The sequence below is a fragment of the Crossiella cryophila genome, from assembly GCF_014204915.1.
Taxonomy (GTDB): Bacteria; Actinomycetota; Actinomycetes; order Mycobacteriales; family Pseudonocardiaceae; genus Crossiella; species Crossiella cryophila.
Genome location: NZ_JACHMH010000001.1, coordinates 7,377,215 through 7,400,398, shown reverse-complemented (window position 1 = coordinate 7,400,398; position 23,184 = coordinate 7,377,215). Strand labels below are relative to the sequence as shown.

The window sequence follows — 23,184 nt, the reverse complement described above, 5'->3', positions numbered from 1 at the left end:
CAGCGCCGACGGCATGACCCTGGCCGAGGGCGTTGGCCTGGTGCTGCTGGAACGGCTCTCCGACGCCCAGCGCAACGGGCACAAGGTGCTCGCCGTGCTGCGTGGTTCGGCGGCCAACTCCGACGGCGCCTCCAACGGCCTCACCGCCCCCAGCGGCGCGGCCCAGCAGCAGGTCATCGTGGACGCACTCGCCGCCGCCCAGGTCAGTCCGGCCGAGGTGGACGCGGTGGAGGGCCACGGCACCGGCACCGCGCTCGGCGACCCGATCGAGGCCCGCGCGCTGCTGGCCACCTACGGGCAGGACCGGGAGCGGCCGCTGCTGCTCGGCTCGGTCAAGTCCAACATCGGGCACACCCAGATGGCCTCCGGCGTGGCCAGCGTCATCAAGATGGTCCAGGCCCTGCAACTCGGTGTGCTGCCCAGGACGCTACACGCGGACACCCCGTCCACGCACGTGGACTGGACCGCCGGGTCGATCGACCTGCTGCACGAGCAGACCGACTGGCCCGAGACCGGCCGCCCGCGACGGGCAGGCGTGTCCTCCTTCGGGCTCAGCGGCACCAACGTGCACATGGTCCTGGAACAGGCCCCCACTCAGCCCGAGGAAGCCGCCGCCGAACAGCTCGACGGTCCGCTGCCCGTGCTGGTCTCGGCGCGCAACCCGCGGGCACTCCAGGCCCAGGCCGCCCGACTGCTGTCCACTGTGGATGGTGACCCGGCGCTGACGGTGACCGACCTGGCCGCCGCCACCGCCACCGGCCGCGCGGTGTTCGAGCACCGGGCCGCCCTGGTCGCCGCCGAACTGGACGAGCTGCGACAGGGCCTGATCGAACTGAGCGAGGGCCGACCGGCCCCCGGACTGGTCACCGGCCGCGCGCGGCGGGACCGCACCGCGTTCCTGTTCACCGGACAGGGCAGCCAGCGCGCCGGGATGGGCGCCGAGCTGTACCAGCGGTTCGAGGTCTTCGCCGAGGCCCTCGACGAGGTCGCCGCGCACCTGGACACCGAACTGGACCGCCCGCTGCGCGAGGTGCTCTTCGCCGCACCGGACAGCCCCGAGGCGGAGTTGTTGCACCGCACCGGGTTCGCCCAGCCCGCGCTGTTCGCGGTCGAGGTGGCGCTGTTCCGGCTGCTCACCTCCTGGGGCATCACCCCGGACTACGTCACCGGCCACTCCATCGGCGAACTGGTCGCCGCACATGTGGCCGAGGTGCTCTCGCTCGCCGACGCCTGCACCCTGGTCGCGGCCCGCGCCCGGCTGATGGACGCACTGCCGGATGGCGGCGCGATGACCGCGGTGGAAGCCACCGAGGAAGAATTCCTTGCGCTGGAACGGGATCGGGTCTCCATTGCCTCGATCAACGGCCCGCGCTCGCTGGTCGTCTCCGGCGACGCGGACGCGGTGGACGAGGTCGCCGAGCACTTCAAGGGCATTGGCCGCCGGACCTCGCGGCTGAAGGTGAGTCACGCGTTCCACTCGCCGCACCTGGACCCGATGCTGGCCGAGTTCGCCGCGGTCGCCCGGACGCTGACCTACCGGGCCCCGCGCCTGGCCGTGGTGTCCAACCTGACCGGCACCCTGGCCACCGCCGAACAGCTGTGCTCGCCCGAGTACTGGGTGCAGCACGCCCGGCAGGCGGTCAGGTTCGCCGACGGCATCGCGTACCTGGCCGAGCAGGGCGTGGCCAACTTCGTCGAACTGGGCCCGGACGGCGTGCTGTCCGGCCTGGCCGAGGGCTGCCTGCCCGAGGACTTCGAGGCGCTGCGGATCCCGTTGCTGCGCAAGGGACGACCGGAGGTCCCGGCCACCCTGAGCGCGGTGTCGGCCCTGCACGTGCACGGGGTTTCCGTGGACTGGGCCGCGTTCTTCACCGGCTCCGGCGCCCGCCGGGTCGAACTGCCCACCTACGCGTTCCAGCGCGAGCGGTACTGGCCGAGCGCGCCCGCGGTCACCCGCCAGTCCACTGTGGACGATCTGCGCTACCGGGTGGACTGGCGCAAGCTGGCCGAGGTCACCGCACCCGCGCCGGAAGGCCGCTGGCTGGTGCTGACCGGCGAGGGCGAGCCGGACTGGCTGCTCGGCCTGCTGGAACTGGTCGCCGAATCGTCTGAGCGGGTCACCGTGTCGGACCGGGCCGACCTGGCCGGACTGGCGGACAACCCGGTGCGTGGCGTGCTGCTGCTCACCGCGCCGTCGCTGCCGCTGACCACGCTTTCCTTGCAGGCACTGACCAACGCGGGCATCACCGCGCCGGTGTGGTGCCTGACCAGTGACGCGGACACCAACCCGGAACAGGCCGCGGTCTGGGGCTTCGGCCGGGTCGCCGCACTCGAATACCCCGACACCTGGGGTGGTCTGGCCGACCTGCCCACCGAGGTCGACGCGGAAGCGCTGGCCCGGCTGGCCGCCGTGGTCACCGGCGGGTTTGGCGCCGAGGACCAGGTCAGGGTGCGCCCCGAGGGCGTGCTCGGCCGCAGGCTGGTCCGCGCCGCCAACGCCGCCGAGGGCGAGTACCAGCCCAGCGGCACCGTGCTGGTCACCGGCGCGACCGGCGGCATTGGCGGGCACCTGGCCCGCTGGCTGGCCCGCGAGGGCGCGGCGCACCTGGTGCTCGCCAGCCGCCGTGGCGGCGAAGCCCCCGGCGCGCAGGAACTGGTCGCCGAGCTGACCGAGCTGGGTGTCCAGGTCACCGTGGCCGCCTGCGATGTGGCCGACCGGGACGCCCTGGCCGGACTGCTGGCCGAACACCCGCCGAACGCGGTCTTCCACGCCGCCGGTGTGGTCGAGGACGGGGTGATCGACAGCCTCGGCCCGGACGCCTTCGACCGGGTGCTGGCCGCGAAGGCGTTGTCCGCCAAGCACCTGCACGAACTCACCACCGACCTCGACGCGTTCGTCCTGTTCACCTCCACCGCCGGGGTCATCGGCGGCGCTGGCCAGGCCAACTACGCCGCCGCCAACGCCTACCTGGACGCACTGGCCCAGACCCGCCGCGCCACCGGACTCCCGGCGACTGCGGTCGCTTGGGGACCGTGGGCTGGCGCAGGGATGGCGGCCGAAGCGGGCACCGAGCGGATGCGCCGGGCGGGGCTGTTCCCGCTGGCCGCGAGCCGGGGGATCGGCGCGCTGGCCAAGGCGATCGGCGGCGAGGCCACCCTCACCGTGGCCGATGTGGACTGGTCCCGGTTCGCCCCGGCCCTGGCCGCCGCCCGCCCGATGCCGCTACTGGCCGACCTCCACGTGGCCCCGGTTGCCGCGGCCGAACCCGAGGCCCAGCACGGATCCAAGCTGCGCACCGAGCTGCAGGGCCTGTCCGGCCCGGCCCGGGTGCGGCGGATGGCCGAACTGGTCCGCGGTCAGGTCGCGATGGTGCTGGGGCACAGCGGGATCGACACCGTGGACGTGGAACTCCCGTTCCGCGACCTCGGCTTCGACTCGCTGACCACCCTGGAACTGCGCAACGGCCTGGCCACCGCCACCGGCCTCAAACTCACCGCCTCCCTGGTCTACGACCACCCGACCCCGCGCGAGCTGGCCGCCTTCCTGATCAGCGAACTGCTCGGGGCCGAGGACACCGCCGCGCCGGTCCAGGTGGCCGCGCGCACCGACGAACCGATCGCGGTGGTCGGCATCGGCTGCCGCTTCCCCGGCGGCATCAGCTCGCCGGAGGAACTCTGGGACCTGCTGGTGCAGGGCAGGGACGGCATCGTGGACTTCCCGGCCGACCGCGGCTGGGACCTGGAGTTGCTGGCCGCGGCCGGATCCGCCACCACCCGCGGTGGCTTCCTGCCCGGCGTGGCCGACTTCGACGCCCCGTTCTTCGGCATCTCCCCGCGCGAGGCCATGGCCATGGACCCCCAGCAGCGCCTGCTGCTGGAAACCTCCTGGGAGGCCCTGGAACGCGCCGGGGTCGACCCGAACTCCTTGCGCGGCACCGACGCGGGCGTGTTCGTGGGTACGAATGGCCAGGACTACCTGACCCTGCTCGGCCAGGCCGCGGACATGGAGCGGCTCGGCGGGCACGTGGCCACCGGCAACACCGCCAGCGTCATGTCCGGCCGCCTCGCCTACACCTTCGGCCTCGAAGGCCCGGCCATCACCATCGACACCGCCTGCTCCGCCTCCCTGGTCGCCCTGCACTGGGCGAGCCGCGCGCTGCGGGACGGCGAATGCTCACTGGCCCTGGTCGGTGGCGTGTCGGTGATGTCGACGCCGGGCTCGTTCATCGAGTTCAGCAAGGCGGGCGGACTCGCCGCCGACGGCCGCTGCAAGGCATTCGGCGCGGGCGCCGACGGCACCAGCTGGTCCGAAGGCGCGGGCATGCTCGTGCTGGAACGGCTTTCGGACGCCAAGCGCAACGGCCGCCAGATCCTGGCCGTGATCAAGGGCTCGGCGATCAACTCCGACGGCGCGTCCAACGGCCTCACCGCCCCCAACGGACCGGCCCAGCAACGCGTCATCCGGGCCGCCCTGGCCGACGCCGGCCTGCGACCGTCCGAAGTGGACGCCGTCGAGGCACACGGCACCGGCACCACGCTCGGCGACCCGATCGAGGCGCAGGCCCTGCTCGCCGCCTATGGCCAGGACCGGCCCGAACCACTGCTGCTCGGCTCGGTCAAGTCCAACCTGGGCCACACCCAGGGCGCGGCCGGTGTCGCGGGCGTGATCAAGATGGTGCTCGCGGTGCGCAACGGGGTGCTGCCCAAGACCCTCGGCGCGGACGAACCCTCACCGCACGTGGACTGGTCGGCCGGTTCCCTCGCCCTCAACACCGAGAACACCGAGTGGCCTGCCATCGACCGGCCGCGCCGCGGTGGCGTGTCCGCCTTCGGCATCAGCGGCACCAACGCGCACGTGATCATCGAAGGCGTCCCGGCGGAAGCGGAAGTCCCGCGGCAGCCCGAACCCACCGTGGTGCCCTGGCTGGTCGCCGCGGGCTCGGCCGCCGCGATCACCGCCCAGATCGACCGGATCACCGCCTATGCCAACGGAAACCCCGAACTCTCCCGCGCGGACATCGGACGCGCCCTCGCCACCCAGCGGGCCGCGCTGCGGCACCGCGCGGTGCTGCTCAGCACCCCCGACGGCCTGATCGAGGTCGCCAGGGACACCGCCGCGGCACCGGGTGAGACCGCGTTCCTGTTCACCGGTCAGGGATCCCAGCGTCTCGGCATGGGCCAGACCCTGCACCAGCGCTACCCGGTCTTCGCCGCCGCACTGGACGAGGTGCTCGCCGAGTTCGACACCGTGCTGGACCAGCCACTGCGCGAAGTGTTGTGGGGCACCGATCCCGCCGCACTCACCAGCACCGACATGGCCCAGCCCGCGCTGTTCGCCATCGAGGTCGCGCTGTTCCGGCTGCTCGAATCCTGGGGCGTCAGCCCGGCCTTCGTCACCGGCCACTCCATCGGCGAACTGGCCGCCGCACACGTCGCCGGGGTCTTCTCCCTGCCCGACGCCTGCGCACTGGTCGCCGCCCGCGGTCGCCTGATGGCCGCACTGCCCACCGGTGGCGCGATGGTCGCGGTGGAGGCCGCCGAGGACGAGGTCACCGACCTGGTCAACGGCCGGGTGTCCGTCGCCGCGGTGAACAGCCCCGGTTCGGTGGTGCTCTCCGGTGAGGCGGACGCGGTGCACAACGTCGCCGCCAAACTCGCCGGCATGGGCCGCCGCACCACCACCATGCAGGTCAGCCACGCCTTCCACTCCGCGCTGATGGACCCCATGCTCGACGACCTGCGCGCGGTCGCGGCCAAGGTGACCTACCAGGAGCCCTCGATCCCGATCGTCTCCGGACTTACCGGCCAGGTCGCCACGACCGAACAGCTGTGCTCGCCGGACTACTGGGTCCGGCAGGCCCGCGAGGCGGTCCGGTTCGCCGACGCCGTGCGCACCCTGCACGAGCTGGGCGCACGCACCTTCGTCGAGGTCGGCCCGCACGGCGTGCTGACCCCGATGGCCGAACAGTCCCTGCCGCAGCGTGCCGCCCTGGTCACCCCGGTGCTGCGCGGCGACCGGGACGAGCAGCAGACCCTGCTGACCGCCCTCGGCCGCCTGCACGCCCACGGCGCCACCGTGGACTGGCCCGCGTTCTTCGGCCCGCGCACCAGCACGATCAACCTGCCCACCTACGCCTTCCAGCACGAGCGCTACTGGCCCGAGCTGGCCGCGCCCGCCCCGGCCGCGCAGTCCCAGGCCGACGGCGAGTTCTGGTCCGCGGTGGAACAGGGCGACCTCGCCTCGCTGGCCAGTTCGCTGGAACTGGACGAGCAGGCCCTGGCCGCGGTGCTGCCCGCGCTGTCCACCTGGCGGCGCAAGCAACGCGAACAGCAGGCCGCGAAGTCCTGGACCTACCAGATCGGCTGGACCCCGCTGCCCGCTGCCGCAGGCGTTGCCCTGCAAGGCAAATGGGCCGCACTGGTGCCAGCCGACTGGGGCCAGGACGAGTGGACCACCGCGGTGATCACCGCGCTCGGCGAGGCCGTCACGCCGGTGGAGTACACCGGACCGGACAGCCTGCCCGCCGGGGTCTCCGGCATCGTGTCCCTGCTCACCGAGCAGTGGCCCGAGGCCGTGGCCGCCGAGGTCCAGGCCCCGCTCTGGTGGCTCACCCGCCAGGCGGTCACCGTCACCCCGAACGACCCGGAACCCGTTGCGGCCCAGGCAGCCCGCTGGGGTGCGGGCCGAGTCGCCGCACTGGAACAGCCAGAGCACTGGGGCGGTCTGATCGACCTGCCCGAGCCGTTCACCCCGAACCTGGCCGAGGCCCTCCTGGCCGCCCTCACCGGCAGCGAGGACCAGATCGCCATCCGGGCCACCGGCGCCCACGCCCGGCGACTCAACCGGGCCCAGCTCGGCGACGCGCTGTGGACACCCAGCGGCACCGTGCTGGTGGTCGACGCGCACGGCTCCGCACTGGCCCGGCAACTCGCCGAGGCCGGGGCTGGGCACGTGGTGCTGGTCGGCGCGGAGATCGACGCCCAACTCTCCGCCGACCTGGCTGAGCGCGGCGTCGGCCTGACCCAGCTCGCGGGCAACCCGGGTAACCGGGAAACCCTTGAGGTGGCACTGGAATCCGTGCCCGCGGACCAGCCGCTCACCGCCGCCGTCGTCTCGGTCGCGGCCATCGCGTCCACTGTGGACGATGCAATCGCCCCGGCCACCGCGCTCGATGAACTGTTGCGGGACAAGGAACTCGACGCACTCGTGTTCTCCGCCCCCATCTCGGCCACCTGGGGCGCCGCCGGACGCGCGGTGGAAGCCGCCGCCGGCGCACACCTGGAGGCACTGGCCGCCCGCCGCCGCCACCGTGGACTCGCTGCCACCGCGGTCACCTGGGGCGCCTGGCGCGGCGGCGAGGACAGCGACCTGCTGCGCCACCTGGAAGCCAACGGCCTGCTCGCCGTCGACCCACTGGCCGCGGTGACCGCCCTGCGCGGACTCGTCGCCGCGGACCGGCCATCGGTGGTCGTGGCCGAGGTCGACTGGAGCAGGTTCGCCCCGGCCTTCACCGCCAAGCGCGCCAGCCGGTTGCTGACCGGCGTGCCCGAGGCCCGCACCGCACTGGCCGAGGCCGAACGGGAAAGCCGGGACACCGCCTCCGCGGCCGCCGAACTGCGCGTCCGCCTGGCCGAACTGCCCGCCGAGGAACGCCTCGCGGTACTGGTCGAACTGGTCCGGGAACGGGCCGCGAACGTGCTCGGCCTGGCCGGGGCACACCTGGTCGAGGCGGACCGGGCCTTCCGCGAACTCGGCTTCGAGTCGCTGACCGCGGTCGACCTGCGCAACCAGCTCGGCGCGGCCACCGGCCTGGAACTGCCGGTCACCCTGGCCTTCGACCACCCCACCCCGGTGGAACTGGCCGAACACCTGCTGGCCGAACTGCTCGGCGATCCGGATGAGGATCCGGACGAGTACCCACCGCCCGCCGAAGCAGGCGAGCACCACGAGGCCGGGGAGATCGACGGGTTGGACGTCGACGATCTGGTGCGGCTGGCGCTGGGCGCTAGCGCGGACGAAGAGGGGCCGAGGGCGTGAACGACATGGCTGCCCAGAACAACAAGGTCGTCGACGCGCTGCGCGCGGCGCTCAAGCAGGCCGAAACGCTGCGCCAGCAGAACGCGAAGCTGGAATCCGCGGCGGTGGAGCCGATCGCCATCCTCGGCATGGCCTGCCGCTATCCCGGCGGCATCGCCTCGCCGGAGGACCTGTGGCAGCTCGCCGAGAACGGCGTGGACGCCATCGGCGACATGCCCACCGACCGCGGCTGGGACTTCGCGGCCCTGGACGCGCTGCCCGGCCAGGGCGGGCCCGAGGTGCCCCGGTTCGGCGGATTCGTCGAGGACGTGGCCGGGTTCGACCCGACCTTCTTCCGTATCTCCCCGCGTGAGGCGCTGATCCTGGACCCGCAGCAGCGACTGCTGCTCGAGGTCGGCTGGGAAGCCCTGGAACGGGCGGGCATCGACCCGGTCGGCCTGCGCGGCGGCGACACCGGCGTGTTCGTCGGCGGCGGCACCGGCGACTACCGGGTGCCGATGGGCGCCATCGAATGGCAGACCGCCCAGTCCAGCAGCCTGCTCTCCGGCCGGGTCTCCTACATCTTCGGCTTCCGCGGCCCCACCCTCACCGTGGACACCGGCTGCTCCTCCTCGCTGGTCGCGCTGCACCTGGCGGCCAGGGCACTGCGTGCGGGGGAGTGCTCGATCGCACTCGTCGGCGGCGTGAGCGTGCTCTCCAGCACCGCCGGATTCGTGGAGTTCGCCGCTCAGGGCGCGCTGTCTTCTGACGGCCGCTGCAAGGCTTTCGCCGAGGCCGCCGACGGCACCGGCTGGGCCGAGGGCGCCGGAGTCCTGGTGCTGCAACGGCTTTCCGAGGCGCAGGCGCAGAACCGGCGCATCCTGGCGGTCATCCGCGGCACCGCGATGAACTCCGACGGCGCCTCCAACGGCATGACCGCGCCCAGCGGACCTGCTCAGCGCCGGGTCATCCGGGCCGCGCTGCGCAACGCCCGGCTCACCCCGGCCGAGGTCGACATCGTCGAGGCGCACGGCACCGGCACCAAACTGGGCGACCCGATCGAGGCCCAGGCGCTGCTGGCCACCTACGGCAAGGACCGGGAAACCCCGCTGCTGCTGGGTTCCATCAAGTCCAACATCGGGCACACCCAGGCCGCCGCCGGCGTCGCGGGCATCATCAAGGTGGTGCAGGCGATCCGGCACGGCTCGGTGCCCAAGACCCTGCACGTGGACCGCCCCAGCTCGCACATCGACTGGACCGCCGGCGCCATCGACCTGGTCACCGAGACCACCGCCTGGCCCGAGGTGGACCGGCCGCGCCGCGCGGGCGTGTCCTCCTTCGGCGCCAGCGGCACCAACACGCACGTCATCGTCGAACAGGCCCCCGAGGCCGTCAAAACCCCCGCGGTGGCACACCCGCCCGCGGTGGTGCCCTGGGTGCTCTCCGGCCGCACCGACGCAGCCCTGCGCGCCCAGGCCGCTGCCCTGCTGTCCACTGTGGACACTGCGCGGCCGGTCGATCTCGGTTTCTCCCTGGCCACCACCCGATCCATCTTCACCAGCCGCGCCGTCGTACTGGATCCCGCCGGACTTGCCGCGCTGGCAACGGGTTCGCGCGACTCTGGTGTGATCGAGGGCTCGCCAGTGGCGGGCAAGACCGCCTTCCTGTTCCCGGGTCAGGGCGCGCAGCGACTGGGCATGGGACAGGCGCTGTACGCGCGTTTCCCGGCTTTCGCCACGGCTTTCGACCAGATCGCGGACGCCTTCGAGGGTCACCTCGGCGGCTCCCTGCGCGAGGTGCTCTGGGGCGCGGATGCCAAGCGCCTGGAGAACACCGGCTGGACGCAGCCCGCGTTGTTCGCCATCGAGGTCGCGTTGTTCCGCCTGCTCGAATCCTGGGGCGTGCGACCGGATCTGCTGATGGGCCACTCGGTCGGCGAGATCGCCGCCGCACACGTGTCCGGCGTGTACTCGGCTGCTGACGCCTGCACCCTGGTCGCGGCCCGCTCGCGGCTGATGAGCGCGCTGCCCGCCGGTGGCTCGATGGTCGCGGTGGACGCCACCGAAGACGAGGTCACCCCGCTGCTCGCCGAGTACCCCGAGGTGGCCATCGCCGCCGTCAACGGGCCGCGCTCGGTGGTGCTCTCCGGAGTCTCGGCCGCCGTCGGCGAGCTGGCCGAGATCCTGGGCAACCGCGGCCACCGCACCAAGACCCTGCCGGTCAGCCACGCCTTCCACTCCCAGTTGATGGAACCAATGCTGGCCGAGTTCCGCACCGCGGTCGCCGCGCTCACCCCCGAGCGCGCCCGCATCCCGATCTGCTCCACGGTGACCGGCGAACTGGTCCAGGGCGAACAGCTCGACGCCGACTACTGGGTCGCGCAGGTCCACCGCACGGTCCGCTTCGCCGACGGCGTGCGCACCCTGGCCGCCGCCGCGGTGGCCCGGTTCGTCGAGGTCGGACCCGGTGGCGCGCTGTCCTCGATGGTGCACGAGACCCTGGCCGAGACCGAGGGCGAGCGCGCGGTCATCGCGCTGCTGCGGGACGACCGCGAGGAACGCGACGACAGCGCCGAGGAGATCGTGCTGCTGCGCGGCCTGTCCCGGCTGCACGTGGCCGGTGGCACCGTGGACTGGGCCGAGTTCTTCCGCGACTCCGGCGCCGCCGTGGTCGACCTGCCCACCTACGCCTTCCAGCGCGAGCGCTACTGGCCGGTCGGCGAACAGCGCACCAACAACGCCGCCGGGCTGGGCCTGATCCCGATCTTCCACCCGATGCTCGGCGCGGTCACCGCCTCCGCAGAGGACGGCAGCCTGCTGGTCAGCGGCCGACTCTCCGTCGGCGATCAGCCCTGGCTGGCCGACCACCTGGTCGGCGGCGAGGTGTGGTTCCCCGACGCCGGACTGATGGAACTCGTGCTCACCGCGGCCGACCAGGTCGGCTGTGACCGGATCGGCGAACTCCGGGTGTCCCGCCCGCTGATCGTCAACGAGCAGCTCGCACTCCAGGTCCGGGTCGGCCCGGCCGACGACCTGGGCCGCCGCCCGGTCAGCGTGCACTCCCGCCCGGCCCGCAGCGACCGCGAGTGGACCGAACACGGCACCGCCACCCTCACCCCCGGCGACCTCGCCCCGGCCGAGGCCCTGCCGTGGCCGCCGCCCGGCGCGGAACCGGTCAGCCTGGACAACCACCACGAACTGCTCGACCGCGGCCCGATGTTCCACGGCCTGCGCGAGGTCTGGCGCCTGGGCGAGGAAATCCACGCCGAGGTCGCCCTGCCGGAAAGCCTGAACAGCCGCAGCCAGGAAGCCGCCGCCTTCGCCCTGCACCCGGCCCTGCTGGATGCCGCCCTGCAGGCCAGCGCCTTCCTGCCCGGCCGCAGCGCACTCGCCCCCGGGACGATCGGCGAATGGCAGGGCGTCACCCTGCACGCGGCCGGTGCCGCGGTGCTGCGGGTGCGCTGGACCGAAGGCCCGGACGGACTTGAGCTGTCCGCGATGGATCCCGCTGGTGGCCCGGTGTTCTCGGTGGACGCCCTGCGCACCCGGGATGCCGAACAGGTCGCCCGCCCCGGCGTGACCGACTCGCTGTTCGGGGTCGACTGGGTTGCCCTGCAAGCGAATGGCCCCGCACCGACCTGGGCGATGCTGGACGCGCTCGGCGACGGCCCGGTGCCCGAGGTCGTGTTCGCACCCCTGCACAGCGACGGCCCGGAACACGCGGGCGAACTGGCCGGACAGGCCCTCGAACTCGTACAGCGCTGGCTCACCGAGGACCGCTTCGCCACCGCGCGCCTGGTCGTGGTGACCAGCGGCGCGGTTGAGACCGTCACCGACCTCGGCGCGTCCGCCGTGTGGGGCCTGGTGCGCTCGGCCGCCTCCGAACACCCCGGCCGCTTCGTCCTGCTCGACGTCGACACGCTCGACGCCCTCGAACTCGCCCTGCCCGGCCTGACCGGCGACGAACCCCAGCTGCTGCTCCGCGACGGCGTCCTGCGTGCCGCCCGCCTGACCCGCCTGCCCGCCCAGTCCGAACCCACCGCCTGGGACCCGGACAAGGCCGTCCTCATTACCGGCGGCAGCGGCGAACTCGCTGGCGTCCTCGCCCGTCACCTCATCGAACGCGGCCAGCAGCGAATCGTGCTGGCCAGCCGCCGCGGCGCGGACGCCCCCGGCGTGGCCGACCTGCGCGAGGCCCTCGGCGACCGGGTCGAGTTCGCGGCCTGCGATGTCACCGATCCCGTTGCGGTGCAAGAGCTTGTCACCCGGATCAGCCCGCTCACCGCCGTGGTGCACACCGCCGCGGTCATCGACGACGGCGTGGTCGAATCCCTGACCGCCGACCGCCTGTCCAGGGTGTTGCGCCCCAAGGCCGAGGCCGCGTGGCACCTGCACCAGGCCACCCTCGGCCAGGAGCTGGCCGCGTTCGTCCTGTACTCCTCGGCCGCCGGTGTACTCGGCAGCCCCGGCCAGGGCAGCTACGCCGCGGCCAACAGCTTCCTCGACTCCCTCTCGGCCCATCGCCGCGACCTCGGCCTGCCCGGCAGCTCGATCGCCTGGGGCCCTTGGGAAGCCGGGCTGACCACCGGACTGGGCACCGAGCACAGTCGCCGCCTGGCCGCCAAGGGCCTGGCGCTGATCGACGCGGCCCGCGGCAACGCCATGTTCGACGTGGCCTCCTCCGCCGACCGGGCCATCGTGGTCGCCGCCACCGCTGTCGGCGGCGGCACCGCGACCGGCCCCGTCCCGGCCATCCTGCGCAACCTGGTCCGCACCGGCCGCCGCAATGCCGCCGCCACCGGCAGCACCCCCGGCACCAGCACGCTCAGCACCCGGCTCGCCGCACTGCGGCCTACCGATCGGTCGGATTTCCTCACCGAGATCGTGCGCACCGAGGTGGCCGCCGTGCTCGGCCACCCCTCGATCAAACTGGTCGGCCCGAAGCAGGAGTTCCGCGAGCAGGGCTTCGACTCGCTGTCCGCGGTCGAACTGCGCAACCGCCTGTCCGCGGTCACCGGCCTGAACCTGCCGGCCACCCTGGTCTTCGACTACCCGACCTCGGTCCAGGTCGCCGCCTTCCTACTCACCCGCCTGGAGGGAGCGGCAGAGGACACCAACACCCCGGCCACCCGGACCGGCGCGGCCCACGACGACCCGATCGTCATCGTCGGCATGAGCTGCCGTTACGCCGAGGGCATCGCCTCGCCAGAGGACCTGTGGCAGCTGGTGCTCGACGGCGGCGACGCCATCGGCGGCTGCCCGCCCGACCGCGGCTGGGACGTCGAAGGCGCCGAGTCGCTGCGCGGCGGGTTCCTGACCGACGCGGCCGGATTCGACGCCGGGTTCTTCGGCATCTCCCCGCGTGAGGCCATCGCGATGGACCCGCAGCAGCGGGTGCTCCTCGAAGTCTCCTGGGAGGCACTGGAACGCGCGGGCATCGACCCGACCAGCCTGTCCGGCAGCCCGACCGGCGTCTACGTCGGCGCGGGCGACGCCAACTACGTCTCGCTGCTGGTCAGCGAGGGCAGCTCGGTCGCCGGATTCATCATGACCGGCACCACCTCCAGCGTGCTCTCCGGCCGGGTCTCCTACGTGCTCGGCCTGGAAGGCCCCACGCTCACCGTGGACACCGCCTGCTCCTCCTCGCTGGTGGCCATCCACCTGGCGGCGCGGGCACTCCAGTCCGGCGAGTGCACCCTTGCCCTGGCCGGTGGCGTGGCGATCCTGTCCACGCCCGGTCCGTTCGCCGAATTCGCCAAGCAGGGCGGGCTTTCTTCCGACGGCCGCTGCCGCTCCTACTCCGATGACGCCGCCGGGACCGGCTGGGCCGAGGGCGCCGGTGTCCTTGTGCTGGAACGGCTTTCCGACGCCCAGCGCAACGGCCACCAGATCCTGGCCGTGGTCAAGGGTTCCGCGGTCAACTCCGACGGTGCCTCCAACGGCCTGACCGCACCGAACGGCCCGTCCCAGCAACGCGTCATCCGCGCCGCGCTGGCCGACGCCGGACTGTCCACTGTGGACGTCGACGTGGTCGAGGGGCACGGCACCGGCACCCGGCTGGGCGACCCGATCGAGGTGCAGGCCCTGCTGGCCACCTACGGCCAGGACCGCGAACAGCCGCTGCTGCTGGGCTCGATCAAGTCCAACCTGGGCCACACCCAGGCCGCCGCGGGTGTGGCGAGCATCATCAAGATGGTGCAGGCCATCCGGCACGGCGTGGTGCCGCGCACCCTGCACGTGGGCACGCCGTCCACGCACATCGACTGGACCGCCGGGGACATCCAGCTCGCCATCGACCAGACCGACTGGCCCACGGTGGACCGGCCGCGTCGGGCGGCGGTGTCCGCGTTCGGCGTCAGCGGCACCAACGCACACCTGATCATCGAGCAGCCCCCGGCCGCAGCCCCCGTCGCCGCCACCGCGGTTCGCGCGGGATCGTCGGTCCCGCTGCTGGTCTCGGCCCGCTCGGCCGCCGCCCTGGACGCCCAGATCGAGCGCGTGCAAGCGGTTCTGGACAGCACACCGTCCCTTGTGGACCTCGCCTACTCGCTGGCGACCACCCGCGCCACCCTCGACCACCGCGCCGTCCTGGTCAACGGCGTGCCCCTCGCCAGGGGCGTGGTGGCCGAGGGCCGGACCGCGTTCCTGTTCTCCGGTCAGGGATCCCAGCGCCTCGGCATGGGTGCGCAGCTGCACCGGCGGTTCCCGGTGTTCGCCGAGGCCCTGGACGCGGTGCTCGCCGAGTTCCCGGACGGCCTGCGCGAGGTCATGTGGGGCGAGGACGCCACACAGCTCGCCCAGACCGGCTGGGCCCAGCCCGCGTTGTTCGCCATCGAGGTGGCACTGTTCCGGCTGATCGACTCCTGGGGCGTGCGCCCCGACTACCTGGTCGGCCACTCCATCGGCGAGGTCGCTGCGGCCCACGTGGCCGGAGTGCTCACGCTCACCGACGCTTGCGCGCTGGTCTCGGCCCGCGCCCGGCTCATGCAGGCCCTGCCTGCTGGTGGCGCGATGATCGCGGTCCGGGCCACCGCCGCCGAGGTCGAACCCCTGCTCTCGGGCCAGTCCGAGGTGTCCATCGCCGCGGTCAACGGCCCCACCAGCGTGGTGCTGTCCGGTGCCGAGGACGCGGTCACCGCGCTCGCCCAGACCCTCGCCGATCGCGGTCACAAGACCAAGCGGCTCACCGTCAGCCACGCCTTCCACTCGCCGCTGATGGACCCGATGCTGGCCGAGTTCGCCGAGGCGCTGGCCGGAATCTCCTTTGCTGAGGCCACCATCCCGGTGGTCTCCACGCTGACCGGCAAGCTCGCCACCGAGGACGAGCTGCGCACCCCGGAGTACTGGGTCAACCAGGTCCGCGGCAGCGTGCTCTTCGCCGACGCGCTCACCGAACTGGCCACCCAGGACGTCACCGCGGTGATCGAGATCGGCCCGGACGGCCTGCTCGCCGCCGCCGCGACCGAGGTCCTGCCCGCCGAGGCGATCTCCACCAGCCTGCTCCGCGCCGACCAGGCCGATGAGGAAACCGCGCTGCTCCGCGGCCTGGCCGCGGCGCACGTGGCCGGGGTCGGCGTGCACTGGCCGGACCTGATCGACGGCGGCACGGTCATCGACCTGCCCACCTACGCCTTCCAGCACCAGCGCTACTGGCCCGGCGCCGCGGCCCGCCCCGGCGACCCGGCCGGACTCGGCCAGTCCGCGACCGGCCACCCGCTGCTCGGCGCCTCCGTGCCGATGGCCGACGACTCCGGCGTCACCCTGACGGGCAGGATTTCCCTTGCCGCGCAACCCTGGCTGGCCGATCAGGCGCAGACCGCACTGCTGGAGATGGCCATCCGCGCCGCCGACCAGGTCGGCTGCGGGGGAGTGCGGCGGCTGACCACCGAGGTCCCGCTGCAGCTGCCCGCCCGCGGCGGTCTCCAGGTCCAGGTGCGGGTGGACGCCGCGCACACCATCACCCTCTACTCCCGCCCGGACGGTGATCCGGAGGCAACGTGGGTGCGCCACGCTTCCGGTGAACTCAACCCGGGCGGGTACCAGCCGGTCGCCGCCGCGGACACCGAACCGTTCGTCGAGGTCGAGCTGCCGGAGACGGTGCGCGATGGCGGCGAGTACGGCCTGCACCCGGTGCTGCTCGGCGCGGTGCTCTCGGCCGCCTGGCCGGACGAGCGCGTCCCGGTGGACTGGGACAGCGTGACCCTGCACGCCTTCGGCGCCTCAGCCCTGCGCGTCCGACTGACCCAGCTGGACGACGACCGGGTGGCGATCGAGGCGACCGACGGCGCTGGTCTGCCGGTGCTCTCGGTGGCCGTGGTGCGCGGTCAGGAGATCGCGGATCAGTCCACTGTGGACGGTCAAACCCTGTTCGGGGTGGACTGGGTCGCGGCTCCTGAGGTGCCCGCGGCACAGGTCGAGGTGGCCGAGCTGGACGCGCTGGGCGAGGAGATCCCCGGCCTGGTGCTGGCCCGGATCAACGCCGACGCCGACATGGCCACGCTCACCACCCGGGTGCTCGGCCTGGTGCAGAACTGGATCGCCGAGGACCGCTACGCCCACGCCCGCCTGGTGTTCGTGACCCACGGCGCGGTCGGCGAGATCACCGAGGACTCCGGCCTGGCCGCCGCCGCTCTGTGGGGCCTGGTGCGCTCGGCCCAGACCGAACACCCCGGCCGCTTCGGCCTGCTCGACGTCGAGACCGACGCCGATGTGCGGATTGCCCTGCCAGTGCTGGCTTCCGGCGAACCGCAGGTCGCGGTGCGTGGGGGAGCGGCACTGGTCGCCCGCCTGCGCAAGATCGTCACGCAGGACGCGGACAGCACCTGGAACCGCGAGGGTTCCGTGCTGCTGACCGGTGGTACCGGCGCGCTGGGGCTCACCCTGGCCCGCCACCTGATCTCCGCGCACGGCCAGCGGCACCTGGTGCTGGCCAGCCGACGCGGCCCGGATGCCCCCGGCGCGGGGGACATCCTGGCCGAGTTCGGCGACCGGGTTTCGCTGGTGGCCAGCGATCTCACCAACCCCGAGGCCGTGCGCGGACTCGTCGACGGCATCCCGGACCTCACCGCGATCGTGCACCTCGCGGGCGTGCTGGACGACGGCATCGTCGACCGCCTCACCCCCGAACGACTCGCTGCGGTGCTGGCTCCCAAGGCCGAGGCCGCCTGGCAACTGCACCAGGCCACCAAGGACCGCGAGCTGGCCGGGTTCGTGCTCTACTCCTCCTCCGCTGGCGTGATGGGCTCGCCTGGCCAGGCCAACTACGCCGCCGCCAACACCTACCTGGACGCCCTCGCCGAATACCGCCGCCAGCACGGCCTGGCCGCCACCTCACTCGCCTGGGGCGCCTGGGAATCCGGCATGGCGGGCGACCTCGCCGAAGAGGACCTGCGCCGGGTCAACGCGACCGGCGCCCGCCGGATCTCCGCCGCCCAGGGCATGGCGTTGTTCGACGCGGCCCTGGCCACCGACCGCGCGCTGATCGTCCCGTTGCTGCTCGGCGGCAGCGCCGCACCCGGCGGAGCCGAGGTGCCGCACCTGCTGCGCGAGCTGGTCAAGACCGGCCGGCGCAAGGCCGTTGGCGCACAACAGCAACCGGGCTCCGGGCTGGCCGCCAAGCTGGCCGGGCTGGCCGCGGACGAACGTCTGGACCACCTGACCGAACTGGTCCGGGTGCAGGCCGCCGCGGTGCTCGGGCACGCCGGGGCCGACGAGGTGGACGCCCGCCTGGACTTCCGCCAGCAGGGCTTCAGCTCGCTGACCGCGGTCGAACTGCGCAACCGCCTCACCGAGGCCACCGGACTGCGCCTGCCAGCCACCCTGGCCTTCGACTACCCGAACCCGGACCAGGTCGCCGCCTACCTGCTCGAAGCCATCGAGGGCACCGCCGCCGCGGCCACCCCGACCATCGCCAGGACCATCGCCACCGACGACGACCCGATCGTCATCGTCGGCGCCGGCTGCCGCTACCCGGGCGGGGTCACCTCGCCAGAGGACCTGTGGCAGCTGGTGCTCAACGGCACCGACGCGGTGGCCGACATGCCCGCCGCCCGCGCCGGTGACCTCGGCCTGCCAGCAGGAGCACAGCCGCCCAGCGGCGGATTCCTGGACGACGTCGCCGGATTCGACGCGGCCTTCTTCGGCATCTCGCCGCGGGAAGCCACCGCGATGGACCCGCAGCAGCGCCTGGTACTGGAAACCGCCTGGGAGGCCGTGGAACACGCCGGTATCGCCGCCGACCGACTGGCCGGTAGCGCCACCGGGGTCTACCTCGGCTCCTCCGACCCGGCCTACGCCAGCATCGTCGCCCGCGACCCGCGCCTGGAAGGCTTCGCCATGACCGGCGCGGTCTCCAGCGTGATCTCCGGCCGGGTCTCCTACACCCTCGGCCTGGAAGGCCCCTCGGTCACCGTCGACACCGCCTGCTCCTCTTCGCTGGTCGCGGTGCACCTCGCGGTCCGCGCCCTGCGCTCCGGCGAGGTCTCCCTCGCCCTGGCCGGTGGCGTGACCGTGCTGTCCTCGCTGTCGCCGTTCTCCGAATTCGACAAGCAGGGCGGCCTGGCCTCCGACGGCCGCTGCCGCTCCTACTCCGACGACGCCGACGGCACCGGCTGGTCCGAAGGCGCCGGAGTCCTTGTCCTGGAACGCCTTTCCGACGCCCAGCGCAACGGCCACCAGGTCCTCGCGGTGGTCAAGGGCACCGCGGTCAACTCCGACGGCGCCTCCAACGGCCTCACCGCCCCCAACGGCCCGTCCCAGCAACGCGTCATCCGCTCCGCGCTGGCCGACGCCGGACTGTCCACTTCGGACGTTGACCTGGTGGAAGGCCACGGCACCGGTACCCGCCTCGGCGACCCGATCGAGGTCCAGGCCCTGCTCGCCACCTACGGCCAGGACCGGGAACAGCCGCTGCTGCTCGGCTCGGTCAAGTCCAACTTCGGCCACTCCCAGGCCGCCGCGGGCGCCGCGGGCATCATCAAGATGATTTACGCGCTGCGCAACGGGATCGCGCCCCGCACCCTGCACGCGGAGAACCCGAGCGGGCACGTGGACTGGACCGAGGGCGCGGTGGAACTGCTGCCGCAGCGCCGCGACTGGCCCGAGGTCAATCGCCCGCGCCGCGCCGGAATCTCCTCCTTCGGCATCAGCGGCACCAACGCGCACGTCATCCTCGAACAGCCCCCGGTGACCGCGCCTGTGCAGGCATCGGTCGCCCCGGAAACCCCGCTGCCCCTGGTGGTCTCCGGCAAGTCCGACGCCGCACTGCTCGCCCGGATCGACCAGGTCAACACGCTGCGCGAGACCGTCCCGGCGGTGGAACTGGCGCACGCGCTGGCCACCACCCGGGTCGCCTTCGACCACCGGGCCGTACTGCGTGACGGCGCGGTGATCGCCAAGGGCCGGGTCACCGAGGGCCGCACCGCGTTCGTCTTCTCCGGCCAGGGCTCCCAGCGCCTGGGCATGGGCCGCGAGCTGCACGAGCGCTTCCCGGTCTTCGCCCAGGCATTCGACGCCGTGCTCGCCGAGTTCGACCCGGACCTGCGCGCGGTGATCTGGGGCGCCGACGCCGAGGCGCTCAACCAGACCGGCCACGCCCAGCCCGCACTGTTCGCCCTGGAAGTGGCCCTGTTCCGGCTGCTGGAGTCCTGGGGTGCGCGACCGGACTTCCTGGTCGGCCACTCCATCGGCGAGGTGGCCGCGGCGCACGTGGCCGGGGTGTTCACGCTGACCGACGCCTGCGCGCTGGTCACCGCGCGGGCCCGGCTGATGCAGGCCCTGCCCACCGGCGGCGCGATGGTGGCCGTGCAGGCCAACGAAGCCCAGGTCGAACCACTGCTCACCGCGGGTGTGGCGATCGCGGCGATCAACTCGCCGGAGGGCGTGGTCATCTCCGGCGCCGAGGCCCCGGTGCTCGCCCTCGCCGAGGTGCTCAACGGCACCGGCCACAAGACCAAGCGGCTCGCGGTCAGCCACGCCTTCCACTCACCGCTGATGGACCCGATGCTGGCCGAGTTCACCGCCGCCATCGCCGGGATCACCTTCGCCGAACCGGCCATCCCGGTGGTGTCCACCCGCACCGGCCGCCGCGCAGGCGGCGAGGACCTGCGCACCCCCGAGTACTGGGCGGCGCAGGTGCGCGACACCGTCCGCTTCGCCGACGCGATCACCGTGCTGTCCGCGGCCAAGGTCAGCCGATTCCTGGAACTAGGCCCCGACGGATCCCTTTGCGCCGCAGTGCAAAGCTCCCTGGAAACCGGTGTGATCACCGCACCCACCCTGCGCAAGGAGGTCGCCGAGGACGAGGCCCTGCTGCGCGGCCTCGGCACGCTCTACGTGGCCGGTGGCAAGGTCGACTGGACCGCGCTGTGGACCACACCCGGCAACCCGGCCCCGCCCGCCTCGCCGCTGCCCACCTACCCGTTCCAGCACCAGCGGTTCTGGCCGACCATCACCACCAGGATGGCCGACGCCGCCGGACTCGGCCTGGCCGACACCGCGCACCCGCTGCTCGGCGCCGCGGTCGCGCTGGCCGACGGCGGTGGCGTGGTGCTCACCGGGCGGCTCTCGCCCACCGACCACCCGTGGCTGCGCGAGCACCGCGACGGCGAGACCATCGTGCTGCCCGCCGCCGCCCTGCTCGAACTCGTGGTGCGCGCCGGTGACGAGGTCGGCTGCCCGCTGGTCAAGCGCCTCGCCGTGTTGTCGCCGCTGGTGATCCCCGCCGACGGCAGCGTGCAGGTGCAGGTGCGGGTCGACCCGGGCAGCAGCGGCTGCCGCCGGGTCACCGTGCACTCCCGCCGGGAGAACACCGGTTCCTGGACCCAGCACGCACTCGGCAAACTCGGCGAGGACCAGCCAGATCCGGCGATGGAATTCGCCGCGACCTGGCCGCCCGCACAGGCCGAACAGGTCGACCTGACCGCCTGCTACGAACAGTTCGCCGACTCCGGCTTCGAGTACGGGCCCGCCTTCCAGGGCCTGGAAGCGGTGTGGGTGCGTGGCGAGGAGGTCTTCGCCGAGGTCAGCCTGCCCGAGGGAGCCGACGGCGCGGAGGCGTTCGGCCTACACCCGGCCCTGCTCACCGCCGCGATGCTGGCCCTGCCACTCACCAGCTGGGCGGGCCAGACCTGGCGCGAACCCGTTGCCTGGGAAGGGGTTTCGCTGCTCGCCGGCGGCGCGACCACCCTCCGGGTCCGGTTCAACGCCATCGGCGAGGACGGCCTCACCGTCGAGGCCGCCGACCCGGCCGGGCGACCGGTGCTCAACGTGGATGTGTTGCGGCACCGCGAAATCGAGGGCCGCGCGCACAACCGCGCCACCCGCGAGTCCAGCCCCGGCTCCCTGCTCGTGGTCGACTGGCCGCAGAGCCAGGACACCGACCAGACCCCGGTCAGCACCGCCGTGCTCGGCGGCGGCCTGGACCTCGCCCACCTCCGCCAGGCCGACAGCCTGGACGAACTGGCCGCCGGGCCGGTGCCGGAGCGGGTCCTGGTCCGGGTGCCCGCCGGTGGCGGCGAACCCGAAGAAGTCCGCCGCGCCACCGTGTGGGCCCTGGACCTGGTGCAGCGCTGGATCGCCGACGAGCGCTTCGCCACCTCGAAACTGGTGCTGGTCACCAGCGGCGCGGTGGCCTGCGCCGGCGAGGACGTGACCGACCTGGCCGGTGCCGCGGTGTGGGGCCTGACCCGCTCCGCCAGCGCCGAACACCCCGGCCGGTTCGCCCTGCTCGACGTCGAATCCACCCAGGAAATCGAACTGGCCACCGCCGCCCTCGCCGACGAACCCCAGGTCGCGGTGCGGGCGGGCGTCGCCAGGGTGGCCCGCCTGGCCGCCCCCACCGACCACAGCAGCACCGACCGCCCGTGGAACCCCGAGGGCACCGTACTGATCACCGGCGGCACCGGCGGCCTGGGCGCCATCCTGGCCCGCCACCTGGTCACCGCCTCCGGCCAGCGCAACCTCGTGCTGACCAGCCGCCGCGGCCCGGACGCCCCCGGCGCCCCCGAACTGACCACCGAACTGACCGAGCTGGGCGCGACCGTCTCGATCGTCGCCTGCGACGTCGCCGACGCCGCGTCCGTCCGGGACCTGGTGGCCGGCATCCCCGACCTCACCGCGATCGTGCACGCCGCCGGTGTGCTCGACGACGGCGTGGTGGAAAGCCTTACCCCGCAACGACTCGCCGCCGTCCTGGCCGCCAAGTCCGAAGCCGCCTGGCACCTCCACCAGGCCAGCAGGGACCGCGACCTGGCCGGATTCGTCCTGTACTCCTCACAGGCAGGCATCATGGGTTCCCCCGGCCAGGCCAACTACGCCGCCGCCAACGCCTACCTGGACGCCCTGGCCGCCCACCGCCGCCACCACGGCCAGGCGGCACTGTCCCTGGCCTGGGGCCCCTGGACGGTCGGCATGGCCGCCGCCGAACAGGACACCGGCGGCCGCCGGGCAGCCGCACTGGGCGCCACCAGGATGACCGCCGAACTGGGCATGACCCTCTTCGACCAGTCCCTGACCAGCCCAGCCGCCCTGCTCGTCCCCCTGGTCACCACCGGCGCGGGCGCCGTAGTCACCACCGAGGTCCCACACCTGCTGCGCGGCCTGATCCGCACCCGCCGCCGCGCCGCCGTCCGCACCAACAGCGCGGGCACCGCGGACACCCTGCGCGGCCTCAACCCACAGGAACGCCTGCGCGCCGTCACCACCATGGTCGTAACCGAACTGGCGGCGGTACTCGGCCACCAGTCCAGCGAAGCCATCGAACCCGAACAGAAGTTCGCCGAACTCGGCCTGGACTCCCTGACCGCCGTCGAACTCCGCAACCGCCTCTCCGCCCTCACCGGCCTGCGCATGCCGGCCGCCCTGGCCTTCGACTACGCCACCCCCGCCCGCCTCGCCGAACACCTGACCGAACAACTGGATTCCAACGCCGCAGCCGAATCCGGCCCCACCGTGCTGAACGAACTGGACCGCCTGGAGGCCGCGATGGCGGCAGCCGAAGCGGACGAGGTCACCAAGGCCGGCGTCACCTCCCGACTGCGCCAGCTGCTCAACCGCTGGTCCGGCCCGGCCGAGGAACAGCCACAGGTCGCCGACCGGATCTCCTCGGCCAACACCGACGACCTGCTCGCCTTCATCGACAACGAACTGGGCCGCCGAGACCGCTCCTGA

The 23,184-nt window shown here is 73.1% G+C and carries 2 protein-coding genes (1 of these 2 running past the window's edge); both read left to right on the top strand.

All coding sequences use genetic code 11. The features are described 5' to 3' along the window. Window positions 1-8,038: the 3' end of a type I polyketide synthase gene (locus HNR67_RS31795; protein WP_185005849.1), read on the top strand. It extends 14,723 nt beyond the left edge of the window; the window shows 8,038 of its 22,761 coding nt (coding positions 14,724-22,761); the start codon falls outside the window, past its left edge; it ends in the stop codon at window positions 8,036-8,038. Next, window positions 8,035-23,184, top strand: coding sequence for an SDR family NAD(P)-dependent oxidoreductase (locus HNR67_RS31790; RefSeq protein ID WP_407645150.1), 15,150 nt, complete (start codon window positions 8,035-8,037; stop codon window positions 23,182-23,184). The genes HNR67_RS31795 and HNR67_RS31790 overlap by 4 nt, the downstream gene beginning before the upstream one ends.